Source organism: Microbacterium lacus (assembly GCF_002812805.1).
Lineage (GTDB): Bacteria > Actinomycetota > Actinomycetes > Actinomycetales > Microbacteriaceae > Microbacterium > Microbacterium lacus_A.
Genome location: NZ_NMUM01000005.1, coordinates 290,055 through 303,238, shown reverse-complemented (window position 1 = coordinate 303,238; position 13,184 = coordinate 290,055). Strand labels below are relative to the sequence as shown.

General features: G+C 67.3%; 15 protein-coding genes. 9 read left to right on the top strand and 6 right to left on the bottom strand.

What is annotated here, in order from left to right; translation table 11 throughout:
• Window positions 1-19: 19 nt before the first annotated feature.
• Both CGU34_RS02075 and glgA read right to left on the bottom strand, forming a co-directional pair.
• A complete protein-coding gene (locus CGU34_RS02075) occupies window positions 20-805 on the bottom strand; it encodes an ABC transporter ATP-binding protein (RefSeq protein ID WP_036295969.1) in 786 nt (261 codons plus the stop codon).
• A gap of 46 nt (window positions 806-851) precedes the next feature.
• Window positions 852-2,039, bottom strand: coding sequence for a glycogen synthase (glgA, locus tag CGU34_RS02070; RefSeq protein ID WP_100813104.1), 1,188 nt, complete (start codon window positions 2,037-2,039; stop codon window positions 852-854).
• Window positions 2,040-2,085: 46 nt separating this feature from the next.
• On the opposite strand from glgA, the gene glgC reads away from it, so the two are divergent.
• Genes glgC through CGU34_RS02055 form a run of 3 tightly spaced genes read left to right on the top strand, consistent with a single transcriptional unit; the run spans window position 2,086 to window position 4,764 of the window.
• Window positions 2,086-3,330: a glucose-1-phosphate adenylyltransferase gene (gene glgC / locus CGU34_RS02065; protein ID WP_036295964.1), complete on the top strand. Its 1,245-nt coding sequence runs from the start codon at window positions 2,086-2,088 to the stop codon at window positions 3,328-3,330.
• Window positions 3,331-3,376: 46 nt separating this feature from the next.
• Complete coding sequence (serB, locus tag CGU34_RS02060) at window positions 3,377-4,021, top strand: phosphoserine phosphatase SerB (RefSeq protein WP_100813103.1); 645 nt, start codon at window positions 3,377-3,379, stop codon at window positions 4,019-4,021.
• Between the two features lie 47 nt (window positions 4,022-4,068).
• Window positions 4,069-4,764 carry an alpha/beta fold hydrolase gene (locus tag CGU34_RS02055; protein WP_100813102.1) on the top strand — a complete coding sequence of 232 codons (696 nt, stop codon included), beginning with the start codon at window positions 4,069-4,071 and terminating at the stop codon, window positions 4,762-4,764.
• 20 nt (window positions 4,765-4,784) lie between these two features.
• Here the strand turns inward: CGU34_RS02055 and fabG are convergent, their stop codons facing one another.
• Entirely contained in the window at window positions 4,785-5,495 is a 711-nt protein-coding gene (fabG, locus tag CGU34_RS02050; RefSeq protein ID WP_100813101.1) for a beta-ketoacyl-ACP reductase, read from the bottom strand.
• A gap of 175 nt (window positions 5,496-5,670) precedes the next feature.
• On the opposite strand from fabG, the gene CGU34_RS02045 reads away from it, so the two are divergent.
• Genes CGU34_RS02045 through CGU34_RS02030 form a run of 4 tightly spaced genes read left to right on the top strand, consistent with a single transcriptional unit; the run spans window position 5,671 to window position 7,673 of the window.
• Entirely contained in the window at window positions 5,671-6,078 is a 408-nt protein-coding gene (locus CGU34_RS02045) for a DUF4190 domain-containing protein (protein WP_051513036.1), read from the top strand.
• A 55-nt stretch (window positions 6,079-6,133) separates the two neighbouring features.
• Complete coding sequence (locus CGU34_RS02040) at window positions 6,134-6,499, top strand: DUF3099 domain-containing protein (RefSeq protein ID WP_100813100.1); 366 nt, start codon at window positions 6,134-6,136, stop codon at window positions 6,497-6,499.
• A 5-nt stretch (window positions 6,500-6,504) separates the two neighbouring features.
• A complete protein-coding gene (locus tag CGU34_RS02035) occupies window positions 6,505-6,783 on the top strand; it encodes a hypothetical protein (RefSeq protein ID WP_232711503.1) in 279 nt (92 codons plus the stop codon).
• Window positions 6,783-7,673, top strand: coding sequence for an SURF1 family cytochrome oxidase biogenesis protein (locus CGU34_RS02030; RefSeq protein WP_100813099.1), 891 nt, complete (start codon window positions 6,783-6,785; stop codon window positions 7,671-7,673). The genes CGU34_RS02035 and CGU34_RS02030 overlap by 1 nt, the downstream gene beginning before the upstream one ends.
• Before the next feature lie 19 nt (window positions 7,674-7,692).
• On the opposite strand, the gene CGU34_RS02025 is transcribed toward CGU34_RS02030, so the two are convergent.
• A complete protein-coding gene (locus tag CGU34_RS02025; RefSeq protein ID WP_036295946.1) occupies window positions 7,693-9,291 on the bottom strand; it encodes an ABC-F family ATP-binding cassette domain-containing protein in 1,599 nt (532 codons plus the stop codon).
• A gap of 141 nt (window positions 9,292-9,432) precedes the next feature.
• On the opposite strand from CGU34_RS02025, the gene CGU34_RS02020 reads away from it, so the two are divergent.
• Window positions 9,433-10,071 (top strand): biotin transporter BioY, encoded by a 639-nt coding sequence (locus tag CGU34_RS02020; protein ID WP_100813098.1) that lies wholly within the window; start codon window positions 9,433-9,435, stop codon window positions 10,069-10,071.
• Between the two features lie 142 nt (window positions 10,072-10,213).
• On the top strand, window positions 10,214-10,552 hold the full coding sequence (locus tag CGU34_RS02015) for a hypothetical protein (RefSeq protein WP_157811192.1): 339 nt from the start codon (window positions 10,214-10,216) through the stop codon (window positions 10,550-10,552).
• Between the two features lie 33 nt (window positions 10,553-10,585).
• On the opposite strand, the gene CGU34_RS02010 is transcribed toward CGU34_RS02015, so the two are convergent.
• Window positions 10,586-11,992, bottom strand: coding sequence for an MFS transporter (locus CGU34_RS02010; RefSeq protein WP_100813096.1), 1,407 nt, complete (start codon window positions 11,990-11,992; stop codon window positions 10,586-10,588).
• Window positions 11,989-13,149, bottom strand: coding sequence for a MalY/PatB family protein (locus CGU34_RS02005; protein ID WP_100813095.1), 1,161 nt, complete (start codon window positions 13,147-13,149; stop codon window positions 11,989-11,991). The genes CGU34_RS02010 and CGU34_RS02005 overlap by 4 nt, the downstream gene beginning before the upstream one ends.
• Window positions 13,150-13,184 lie beyond the last annotated feature (35 nt).

The following is a 13,184-nucleotide window of genomic DNA, read 5'->3' as shown; positions in this document are numbered from 1 at the left end:
GAGACCTGTGACGGTTGCCTCAGCCCGCGGCGCGGGCCGTGTAGCGGCCCTCGTCGAAGCGCAGGTTGATGGGCAGACCGAACGTCTCGGTCAGATTTTCGGCGGTGAGTGCTTCCTCGAGCGGTCCCGACGCTACAGCCGAGCCATCCCTCATCAACAGCACGTGGGTGAAACCGACCGGGATCTCTTCGACGTGGTGCGTGACCATGACCATCGCGGGCGTCGTCGGCGCCTGGGCGTAGCCGCCGAGGAGCGTCAGAAGCTCCTCTCGGGCGCCGAGGTCGAGGCTCGCGGTAGGTTCATCCAGCAGCAGCAGCTCGGGGTCGGTCATGACGGCACGCGCGATCTGGACGCGCTTCTGCTCCCCGTCCGAGAGCGTCCCGAAGGTGCGATCCGCGAGGTGGTCGAGGTTCCATTCCGCGAGGACGCGCAGCGCGCGGCGCTCGTCGATGTCTTCGTAGTCCTCGCGCCACCGGCCGAGAACGGCGAAAGCCGCGGTCATGACGGCATCGATCACGCGCTCATCCGCGGGCATCCGGCGAGCCATGGCCGACGAGGCGAAGCCGATACGCGGGCGAAGCTCGAAGACATCCGTTCGCCCGAGGCGCTCCCCCAGCACGTGGACCTCGCCACTCGTGGGATACATCACCGTGTCGGCGAGCTGGAGCAGAGTCGTCTTGCCCGCACCGTTGGGACCGAGGATCACCCAACGCTGGTCGTCGTCGACGCTCCAGTCCAAATGATCGACAATGTCGCGACCGTCTCGGCGTACGACCACATCATGGAACTGCAGGACCCCGGCCATTGCCCCAGCCTATCGGGCCATCCGCCCGCTATCGGGCAGCGACAACCTACCCGCCGACAACGCGCGTATAGAGGTCGTGGGTCTCGGCGGCGATGCGATCCCAGCTGAAGGATGCGGCGGCTCGTTCGCGTCCCGCTCGCCCATACTCCGCGGCTCGGGCCGGATCGCTGACGACCTCCGTGAGGACATCCGCGAGATCGCGCACGTACCGTTCGGGGTCAACGGGTGTACCCGAACCATCCTGCAGTTGTTCGATCGGGACGAGTCGACCCGTGACGCCGTCGTCGACGACCTCGGGGATGCCGCCCGTCGCCGTTCCTACCACGGACGCACCGCAGGCCATGGCTTCCAGGTTCACGATCCCGAGGGGTTCGTACACGGACGGGCATACAAATGTCGTCGCGGCGCTCAACAGCGCCCGCAATTCGCGTCGCGGCAGCACGCGGTCGATCCAGACCACGCCGCCGCGTTCTTGCTGCAGACCCCGGACGAGCGATTCGACCTCGGCGAGAATTTCCGGAGTGTCGGGCGCACCGGCGCACAGCACCAGCTGAACGTCGGGCGGCAGCAGGGCGGCAGCGCGGAGCAGGTACGGCAACCCCTTCTGCCGGGTAATGCGCCCGACGAAGACGACCGACGGGCGGTCGGGGTCAAGGCCCAGACTGCGCGCGAGATCGGGATCATCGAGCGGCGCCCACTCGTCCACGTCGATGCCGTTGTAGATGACGTGCACCTTTTCGGGATCGAGCGACGGGTAGCTGCGCAGGATGTCCGCACGCATACCGCCGCTCACAGCGATCACCGCGGCGGCGGACTCGTACGCCGTCTTCTCGATCCAGCTGGAGACGGCATACCCGCCGCCGAGCTGCTCCGCCTTCCAGGGGCGCAGCGGCTCCAGGCTGTGCGCCGAGACGATGTGCGGGATGCCGTGCAACAGCGACGCCGTGTGGCCCGCGAAATTGGCGTACCAGGTGTGGGAGTGCACGACATCCGCGCCCGCGACATCCCCGACGATCTCGAGATCCACGCCCATCGTCTGCACGGCGGGGTTCGCCGAGGCGAGTTCACCCGGAACGGCATATGACGTCGTACCCGCTTCGTCACGCGGAGCACCGAAGGCTCGAACGCGCACGTCCATGCGGGTTCGGAGCGCGCGCACGAGCTCCGTGACATGAACGCCGGCACCCCCGTATACCTCAGGCGGATACTCCTTGGTGACGATGTCGACGCGCATGCTTGCAACGCTAGTCGCCGCAGGAAGTGGGGCATAGTCTGTCGGCATGGCTACACCGCCGAAGGTATTCGGAATCATCCTCGCCGGCGGCGAGGGTAAGCGCTTGATGCCACTGACGGCAGATCGAGCCAAGCCCGCGGTGCCCTTCGGGGGGCAGTATCGCTTGATCGACTTCGCGATCTCGAACCTCATAAATTCGGGGTTGCGACAGCTCGTGGTGCTGACCCAGTACAAGTCGCACAGCCTCGACCGGCATATCTCGCAAACGTGGCGGATGTCGACGATGCTCGACTCGTATGTGACCTCGGTGCCGGCGCAGCAGCGCCTCGGCAAGCGATGGTTCTCGGGTTCGGCCGACGCCATCCTGCAGAGCCTCAACCTGATCAACGACGAAAAGCCCGACATCGTCTTCGTGATCGGCGCCGACCACGTCTACCGGATGGACTTCCGGCAAATGCTCGACGCACACATCGAATCCGGTGCCCGGGCGACCGTCGCCGGTATCCGTCAGCCGATCTCGCTCGCCAACCAGTTCGGCGTCATCGACGTCGACAAGGCCGACCCGACCCGCATCCGGGACTTCCTCGAGAAGCCCCAGAACCCGGAGGGCCTCGCGGATGCGCCCCACGAGGTACTCGCCTCGATGGGCAATTACATCTTCGACGCGGACGCTCTCATCGAGGCCGTCGAGGCGGATGGCGAACTGACCACGTCGAACCACGACATGGGTGGCGACATCGTGCCGTACTTCGTCGGACGCGGCGAGGCGGGCGTCTACGACATGAAGCGCAACGACGTACCCGGGTCGACCGATCGCGACCGCGCGTACTGGCGCGATGTGGGCACGATCGATTCGTTCTTCGACGCGCACATGGACCTGATCTCAACGCTCCCGATCTTCAACCTGTACAACACGGATTGGCCCATCCACTCGCAGACGGTGAACTCCCCGCCGGCGAAGTTCGTGCGCGACTCGGTCGGGCGCATCGGCAACGCGATCGACTCGATCGTTTCGCTCGGATCCGTGCTCTCGGGTACCCATCTGGAGCGCAGCGTCGTCGGCCCGTGGGCGCTCGCAGGGGGCGGCTCGACGATCACCGATTCTGTGCTCTTCGACTACGTCCGGGTCGGTTCGGGCGCTCGCATCCATCGCGCGATCCTCGACAAGAACGTCGAACTCGCGCCGGGAGCCACCGTCGGGGTCGATCGCGAGCGTGACCTCGCCCGCGGATTCACGGTGACGGATTCCGGGATCACGGTCGTCGGCAAGAACGTGCGCGTCGACGCCTGACCCGGCGCGGCACGGCGGTACCGGTGCGCCGCGCTAGCCTCGTGGGGTGAGTTCAGACGCCACCCGCCTGCTCGTCGTCCTGGACGCCGATTCCACGCTGATCCGCAACGAGGTCATCGAGTTGCTCGCCGACGAGGCGGGACGCGGACCCGAGGTCGCCGCTGCGACGGAGGCCGCGATGCGCGGCGAGGTCGACTTCGCCGAGAGTCTGCGCACGCGTGTTGCCGCCCTGGCCGGGGTTCCGGTCTCGGCCTTCGGTCGCGTGATCGCCCGCATCGAACCGACTCCTGGCGTTCGTGAGCTGATCGCCGCCGTCCACGAGCGCGGCGGCCTGGTCGGGGTCGTATCCGGAGGGTTCCACGAGATCCTCGACACGGTCGCGCCGGCGCTCGGCGTGGACATGTGGCAGGCGAACCGTCTGGTGCAGACGGACGGGATACTCGCGGGCACCGTGGACGGTGCCATCGTCGACAGCGCAGCGAAGGCCGACAGACTGCGCGCATGGGCGACGCAGCACGGCGTGCCACGCGGACGCACGATCGCGATCGGTGATGGCGCGAACGACCTGACGATGCTCGCCGTCGCCGGGCTGGGACTCGCGTTCAACGCCAAGCCGGCCGTTCGTGCCGCCGCACCGCTCGTGGTCGGTCGCGTGGACCTTCGCGAGGTCATCCCGCTGCTCCCCCGCTAGCGACCCACCCCTCGCGCGATGTCCGTGGTGCGGCGTAGCTTCTCGGCATGGACATCATCCTCGTACCGGGTCTCTGGCTCGATGCCTCCTCATGGAACGACGTCGTTCCGACCCTGACCGACGCCGGTCATCGCACCTATCCGCTGACGCTCCCGGGAACCGGTGCCCCTGCTGCCGAATCTGCAGACATCGGCATCGCCGACTGGGTCGCGGCGGTCGTCTCTCAGATCGACGCATTGCCCGGTGACGTCGTGGTGGTCGGTCACAGCGGGGGTGGCAACGTGGCCTACGGAGCACTCGACGCCCGCCCGGATCGCGTCGCGCATCTCGTCCTCGTGGACACCGTGCCGCCCCCCGACGGCTCGATCATCTCGGAGTTCGAGGTGGTGGACGGCGTCATCCCGTTCCCCGGGTGGGACAGCTTCGACGAACCGGATGTCGCGGATATCGACGAGCCCACGCGCCAGGCCTGGGCGGCTCGTGCCCTGCCGGTGCCGGCGGGCGTGCCGATGGATCCGATTCACCTCCACGATCTTCGCCGCCGGACACGCCCCGTGACCGTGCTGAGTGGGCCGTACGACGAGGTGGCGCTGCGCGCGATGCTCGAGCAGTGGCCGGCATGGGGAAGTGAGTTCACCGAGCTCGACGATGTGCGCGTCGTGCACCTGGGCGGCGGGCACTGGCCCCAGTTCACGCAGCCGACCGCGGTAGGGAATGCCATCCTCGGCGCCATCGGGCGCTGAGGGTTATGCCCCAACTGAGGTCAGTGGCCCATTCCCAGACCGCCGTCGACGGGAATGACCGCTCCGGAGATGTAGGCGGCGTCGTCCGATGCGAGCCACGTGACGACACCGGCGACCTCGTCGGGGGTCGCAAACCGACCGGCCGGAATGCTGCGCTTGTACTCGGCCTTCGTCTCGTCGGGCAGGGCCGCGGTCATGTCGGTCTCGATGAAGCCCGGGGCGACGACGTTCGCCGTGATGCCGCGACCACCGAGTTCGCGCGTGAGCGAGCGCGCGAAACCGACGAGACCGCTCTTCGACGAGGCGTAGTTGACCTGCCCGGCAGATCCATAGAGTCCGACGACGCTCGAGATCAGGATGACCCGACCCCATCGCGCGCGCAGCATGCCCTTCGATGCCCGCTTGACGACACGGAACGCGCCGCCGAGATTCGTGGAAACCACAGAGTCGAAGTCGTCCTCCGACATCCGCATGAGCAGCGTGTCTTTTGTGATGCCCGCATTCGCCACGACAACCTCTACAGGCCCGAGCTGCGCCTCGACCTCGGTGAACGCGGCATCCAGCGAGGCGGAATCGATAACGTCGGCGCGGACCGTCAGCGTCCCCTCCGGCCCCTCGCCCGACCGGGCCGTCACGGCCACGCGGTGCCCTTCGGCAACGAAGCGCTCGGCGATCGCGCGACCGATGCCGCGGTTTCCGCCGGTGACGAGGACGACGCGTTCGGTGGTCATGGCACTCCTGTGGGTCGGGATGAGACCGCTCCACCCTACCCAGGCACCGCCTCTCCTGAGACACCGTCCCCGCCCGGACACCGTCCCTGCCCACACCGTCCCTACAGATACACCGCCGCGTTGACATCCGGGCGCGGGCGCTGCGAGTCTGAGGTGTACCGACGAGAGGCTTTCCATGACTTCCACCCCGCCCTCAGGCGATCCCGGCAACTATCCCCCCGCACCGCCCGTGTCACAGGGATACCCCGCCGCTCCCCCGACCAACGGATACCCCGCGGCGCCGGGCTACGGCGCGTACGCTCCCGCCGCGAAGACGAACACCCTCGCGATCGTGTCCCTCATCAGCGCCATCGTCGGGTTTGTGCTGATCCCCTTCGTGCCGTCGATCGTTGCCGTCATCACGGGTCACATGTCCCTCGGTCAGATCAAGCGCACAGGCGAGCAGGGGCGCGGCCTCGGGCTCGCGGGCACCATCATCGGGTGGGTCGGCGTCGGGCTGTGGGTGCTCGCGCTGATCGCCCTCCTGGCATTCCTCCCGTTCTTCATCACCATGGTCGAGAACTCGCCCTCGTCCTACTCCTGATCGGGACTCGTTCACGAGCCCGGTGTCGTCCCAGCGGCGTACGCTGGTCAGTACCGTGAAAACACCCGCCGAATCACTGTCATCGACCTCTCTGCCGCGCGCTCCGCGCGACGAGGCCGCGGCACGCATGCGGCGGTACATGTGGACCATGGTGATCCGCGTCTCGTGCTTCGTTTTGATGGCTGTTGTCACGCCCTATGGCTGGTACACCTGGGTGTTCGCGGCGGGCGCGATCTTCCTCCCGTACATCGCCGTGATCGTCGCGAACGTCGGGTACGACTCGAGCGCGCGGGCGGAGCCCGTCCAGCGGATGCTTCCCGCGCCGGTTGCCCCCGCATCCTCAGCGGATGCGCCCCGGTCCGAAACGACGCCGGGTGTGATCCTTCTCACCGAGACACCGCGGTCCGAGGACACGCGCTGATGTCGATGCTCGGCGGCGGGCAGGAGCCCGGCGGAACACCCTGCTCTCGCGCGGGCTGTCGAACGGATGCATCGTGGCAGGTCATCTGGCGGAACCCCCGGATCCATACGGCCGACCGGCGAAAGGTCTGGCTCGCGTGCGACGAACACGCCGAGTACCTCCGCGACTACCTGGCCGCGCGTGACTTTCCCGTCGAGCTTGCCCCGTTCACTCCGCAGTCGGACGCGTCGCAAACGGACGCGCCGCAGGATTCACCTCGCCCTGTGGCTGCCGAGGGCGGCTGATGACCCAGAAACGCAGCATGCAGAATCTGCCGACGGCGGGCCGCTGGGCGATCTACGTCTCGCTCGCGGTCGTGTTCGCGATCGCGTGCGCCTTCTTGTCGAACTGGCAGTTCACGCGCAACCAGGAGCGTTCGGCAGACCTCGCGCTGATCGAGGCCAACTACGACGCGGAGCCGGTACCCGTGTCATCCGTTCTCTCGGGCACCTCCGACTTCGACCCCGAGACCGAGTGGTTGCCGGTCTTGCTGGAGGGGCGGTACCTTCCCGACGAGCAACTGCTCGCTCGGAACCGGCCTCACGGCGGTACGAGCGCCTTCGAAGTGCTGACGCCGTTCCAGCTCGAAGACGGACGCATCATCATCGTGAACAGGGGCTGGGTTCCGCCCGCATCCGATAGCTCGGACCCGGCCACCGTGCCCGCTCCGCCGTCCGGCGAGGTCACCGTCACTGCTCGGTTGCGCCCGAGCGAGGCGGCGCCCGCCTCCGGGCGTGGCGCTCCCGAGGGCCAGGTGCCGGTCATCGACCTGACCGCTGTTGCCGAGCTCACCGGCACCGAAACCGTCACGGCCGCGTACGGCCTCATGGTTTCCGAAGATCCCGAACCCGCCGAGCGTCCGACGGCGCTCACCTCGCCGACGGAAGATCCCGGACCTTACCTGTCGTACGCGATCCAGTGGATCCTGTTCGCCATCATGGGCTTCATCTTCATCGGATACGTCATCAAGACAGAGATCGCTCAGCGGCGCGAAGACCGCGCAGAGGCCGGTGAGGACGATCCGGAACGGGATGCCTCCGCCCCTCGCGCGCCGCGGCCTCCTCGTGTTCCCGCGCGGCGACGCGACGCGGACACCGACGCCGAGGATGCCATCCTCGACGCGGCCACCCGCTGACTGGCCGCGAGGTAATTGCTCAGGCGAGCGAGACGAGGTCCGCGTACTCGCGGTTCCAGATGTCTTCCACGCCGTCCGGCAGGATCAGCACCCGCTCGGGGTTCAGCGCCTCGACCGCTCCCTCATCATGCGACACGAGCACGACCGCACCCTCGTAGTGCGAGAGGGCGCCGAGGATCTCTTCACGCGACGCCGGGTCGAGGTTGTTCGTGGGCTCGTCGAGCAACAGCATGTTCGCGGACGACACGACGAGGGTCGCGAGCGACAGACGCGTCTTCTCCCCACCCGACAAGACCCCGGCGGGCTTCAGCACATCGTCACCCGTGAAAAGGAACGATCCGAGCACCTTCCGCGCTTCGGTCGCCGTGATGTCGGGTGCGGCGGACATCATGTTCTCCAGCACCGACCGGTTCACGTCGAGGTTCTCGTGCTCCTGGGCGTAATAGCCGACCTTCAGACCATGACCGGGCTCGAGCTGTCCGGTATCGGGCTTGTCGACACCCGCAAGGATGCGGAGCAGAGTCGTCTTTCCCGCGCCGTTGAAGCCGAGGATGACGACCTTGGACCCGCGGTCTATGGCGAGATCGACATCCGTGAAGATCTCGAGCGATCCATAGGACTTCGACAAACCAGTGGCCATCAAAGGCGTCTTGCCGCACGGGGCGGGCTTGGGGAATCGCAGCTTGGCGACCCGCTCGACCTGGCGAACCTCGTCAAGGCCCGACAACATCTTCTCGGCGCGCGCGACCATCTGGTGCGCAGCGGCGGCCTTTGATGCCTTCGCACCGAAGCGCGCGGCCTGCATCTGCAGTTGCGTCGCCTTCTTCTCGACACCGGCGCGCTCCTTCTTGCGGCGCTCCTCGTCTGCCACCCGTTGACGCAGGTAGTTCTTCCAGTTCATGTTGTAGATGTCGATGACCTGGCGATTGGCGTCCAGGTAGAACACGCGGTTGACGGTTTCGCCCACGAGCTCGACATCGTGGCTGATCACGATCAGTCCGCCCTTGTAGTTCTTCAGGAACTCGCGCAGCCAGACGACGCTGTCGGCATCGAGGTGGTTGGTCGGCTCGTCGAGGATCATCGAGTCGGCATCCGAGAACAGGATGCGAGCCAACTCGATGCGGCGACGCTGTCCACCCGAGAGCGTGCTGAGCGGTTGGTCGAGCAGCCTGTCGGGGAGCGACAGATTGTGCGAGATCGTCGCCGCCTCAGCCTCGGCCGTATACCCGCCGAGAGCTTCGAATCGCTCCGTCAGGGCGCTGTAGCGGTTCATCGCCTTCGCCGCGACGGCCGAATCGTCGTCGCCCATCGCGAGGGCGGCTTCGTGCATGTCGATGGCCAAGGTACCGAGTCCGCGTGCGTCGAGGATGCGTGTGCGCGCGAGCATCGTCGGGTCGCCCGTGCGGGGATCCTGCGGGAGGTAGCCGAGCTCACCGGTGCGTTCGACCCGCCCGTCCGCGGCGGGCAGATCCCCCGCCAGGACTTTTGTGAGGGTCGTCTTTCCGGCACCGTTGCGGCCCACGAGCCCGATCTTGTCGCCGGGAGAGACGCGGAAAGAGACGCCCGACATGAGGATGCGGGCGCCCACGCGGATCTCGAGATCGTGCACGGCGAGCACAGCGGATGTCCGTTCCGTCGGTGGGGTGGGTACAAAAGAGGCAGAGGTGCCAAACCCCTAGTATAAGTCGGGAGCGCGCACCCCATCGCGATAGAGCGTCCGCTGCTCCGCTGCCTGCTGTCCCGACGCCTAGGAGTCTTCATGACCGCCCTCGCCCCCGCCGCCGGCTCACGCCGAGTCCTCGCCGACATCATCGCGCGACCCTCCACTCGCGCCCGGGCTTTCGCCATGGATGCGACGCTCGTGCTTGCCGGTGTCGCCGTCGTCGCACTCCTCGCAAAGGTCTCGTTCTACATCGGCCCCGTGCCCATCACGGGCCAGACGCTCGGCGTCATCCTCGTCGGCGCGGCGCTCGGCGCCCGCCGCGGTGCCGCGAGCCTCACGTCCTACATGCTGCTCGGCTTGGCCGGCCTTCCGATCTTCGCCGGACCTGTCGCCGGACCCGCGTATGTCCTCTCACCGTCCTTCGGGTTCATCGTGGGCTTCATCCCCGCGGCGTTCGTCGCGGGATGGTTCGCGCAGCGCGCCTGGGACCGCCGCCCGGTTCTGGCCTTCGTAGGATTCGTCGCCGCGAGCATCATCCCGTTCCTCGTGGGCGTGCCCTACGTGGCGCTGATCCTCGCCAACGTCGTCGGGTCGGATGTGTCTTTCGCCTCGATCATGGGCGCGGGCGTGCTGCCCTTCATCGTTCCCGGACTGATCAAGGCCGCCTTCGCCGCCCTGCTGGTCCCCGCGGCATGGCTTCTCGTGCGCTCGCTCGATCGTCGCGCGCGCGACTGATCCCTGGCCCGCAAGCTCCGGTGCTCCCTTCGACCGGCTCAGGGAGCGTGAGCCGGACCGGCCACTGAGCCCGTCGAAGTGACCAGCCAGGCCCCCACCACGTTGCGTCCCGAGTGTCAGTGCCTCTCCGTAGCATTCCGCCATGAATACGAACAGTGCGGACACCCGCATGCGAGACATATTGGCCCGGTTGGACGAGGCCTCGCGGGCTGCCGCGCAGGCGGAGGCAGCGCAAGCGGACGTGTTGGCGGATATCGCAGAGGCGGGGATACGTCAGGCCGAAGAAAGCGGCGCGACCTCGTGGCGTGAGGCCGAGGAGCCCCTCCGGGCGTTGGCCGAGCGGGTGGGCGCGGCGGTGAATATGGACGCTCGAGAGGTGCGACGGCTCATGAACGACGCCTTGCTCGCGAGGCGGGCCGCCGAAAAGACCCGGCACTCGGCCTTCTTTCGTCAACCGGTCGGAGCCTCTACCGGTCACTGAGCCTGTCGAAGTGAACCGCTGCGTCCGCGACCATCAGTCGCTTCGACTCGCTGAGCTCGCTCGACGATCGACACGGACTCGGTCCATCCGCAGGCCGGGCACCAGAGCGAATATGGCGATGCCGGCCGCCAGCACGAAAACCGCGGGAAACTCCCACCCCGTGCCCGACAGGCCCGTGAATACGAGTCCCATCACGGCGATCGTCACGGCGGCGCCCGTGGAATCCGAGATCGACAACGCCGAAGAGTTGAATCCCTGGTTCCGCGGCGTCGAATAGGCCAGCGTCAGTACGGTCAACCGTGAATAGATCAAGCCGACGCCCGCGCCCGAGAACGTCCACCCGGCGATCAGGATCGCGGGATGCGCGACCGTCACGGCGCAGACCGCGGCCGTCAGCGTTGCGACCGTCAGCAGGGTGCAGCCGATGATCACGATCCGCCGATTGCCGATCCGATCGCCGTAACGACCCTGGATGTCCGCGCTGACCGCCCACGCGAGTGCAGCGGTCGTGAGCCCGAGACCCGCCCACGTCGGCGAGAACCCGTACCGGTCGATCATCAAGTACGGGACATAGACCTCCGCCCCGAACAGCGCGCCCGCGATCAAACCACGAAGCAGGATCACGCTCGGCAGACCGCGACCCACGCGAAGCGTCCGGGCGGGAAGAAGCGGTCGCGCCGCAAACCCGATCAGCACGACAGCCGCGACCGCGACAACGGGGGCGGCGACGCCGAATCCCCCGGACATCCCGAGCAGAAGAACCGCCGCGGCAACCAGCACCGCGAGCCCCAGGCGCCCCCAGAACCCGCTCCCGGCGGGCTGCGACGTCCGCATGTCCAAGCCGTTCAGCCGCACAGCCACCGCGGTGAACGCCGCAACCGTCAGCACGGCCACTCCGAAGAAGACCCACCGCCAGTGCAGGTACTCCGTCACGGCGCCCGCGGCGAGTGGTCCGATCAGAGACGGCACGACCCACGCCGCCGCGAACGCCGCAAAGACCCGGCCGTGGATGGCGGCCGGATAGATTCGCGCGACGACGACGTAGAGCGCCACCGTCTGGCCGCCGGTACCGAGGCCCTGCAGCAGCCGGCCCACGACGAGCGTCTCCATGTTCGGCGCGATCCCCGCCACGATCAGCCCCAGCAGGAACAGCGCGATGGACGCATACAGGGCGACCTTCGGCCCGGATCGATCCGACCAGGCTCCCGTCACCACCATCCCGATGACACCCGTCGCGAGGGTTCCCGCGAACGCCAGCGCGTAGAGGGACTCACCGTTCAGCTCGTCGCTGATGATCGGCATGACGGTCGTCATCGCCAGGGACTGGGTCGCCGCCAGGAAGATGAGCGCGACAGCGCCGAGGGTGACCCAGATGAGACGGGGATCCCAGACGGACGTGGGCTCGCTGGCGTGGGGCGACGCGTTGACGGTGCCGCTCACTTCTCGATCAGAGCCCCGATCCTCTGAACGGCTTCCGTGAGCACCTCGGGTGAGCAGCCGATGTTGAGGCGCACGTGTCCCCTGCCCTCGACCCCGAAGGCCGGTCCGTAGTGCAACGCAACCTTCCCGTCGCGCAGGATCTTGACGCCGGGGTTGTCGCCCCATCCGACATCCGACAGATCGACCCACGCCAGGTACCCCGCATCGGGCGCGACGTAGCGGGCACCGTGCACGTGCTCGTTCAAGAGCTCCCCCAGCAACCGTCGGTTTCGATCGATCGCGGCGAGCATACTGTCCAGCCACCCATCACTTTCGGGCGAGAACGCGGCGACTCCCGCAAGAGCCCCGAACAGACCCGTCCGCCACTCGACCTCGGCCGGCAGACTCCGCACGACCTCGAAGCGCTCCGGATCGGTCGCGATCATGAGCGCGCACTTCAGCCCGGCGAGATTGAACGCTTTGCTGGCGCTCGTGACGATGTACCCGACGCGAGCGGCGGCGTCGGATGCGTCCAGAAACGGCGTGAACGTCACCTCCGGTTGCGCGAGCGGAGCGTGAATCTCGTCGCTCACCACCACGGCACCGAACTCCTCGGCGATCTCGGCGAGACGGGCGAGGGTCGCTCGGGAGTGAACCGTCCCGGTCGGGTTGTGCGGGTTGCAGAGCAGAACCGCACGTGCACCGTCGCGCAGCGCCGTTTCGATGCCGGCAAGGTCCAGCTCGAATCCGCCGTCTCGTCGCAGCAACGGAACACGCTCGACGACGCCACCCGCCTCGGGAATCGCCTCATAGAACGGCGGGTATACCGGCGGCGTCACGACCACGCGGTCGCCGGGAGCGATCGATCGTCGAAGAATCTCGACCACGCCCATGATCACGTCACCGGTCGAACGGATAGCGCCGGCTGCGACATCCCATCCGAATCGTCGCGCGGCGAATGCCGCGTACGACTCGCGAATACCCGAAGCAGGCGAGGTATAGCCGGTGTCACCAAGCTCTACAGCACGTGAAAGCGCGGCCGTGATCGCGGGCGCAAGCGGAAAGTCCGTCTCGGCGACGAACATCGGCAGAACATCCGCAGGGTACCGACGCCACTTGACGCTCGACCGCTCGCGCAGCATCTCGAGGGTCAGCGCTTCCAGGGGGACGACAGTCACCCTGCGAGCTTATCGACGCCGCGAGAACGGAACGT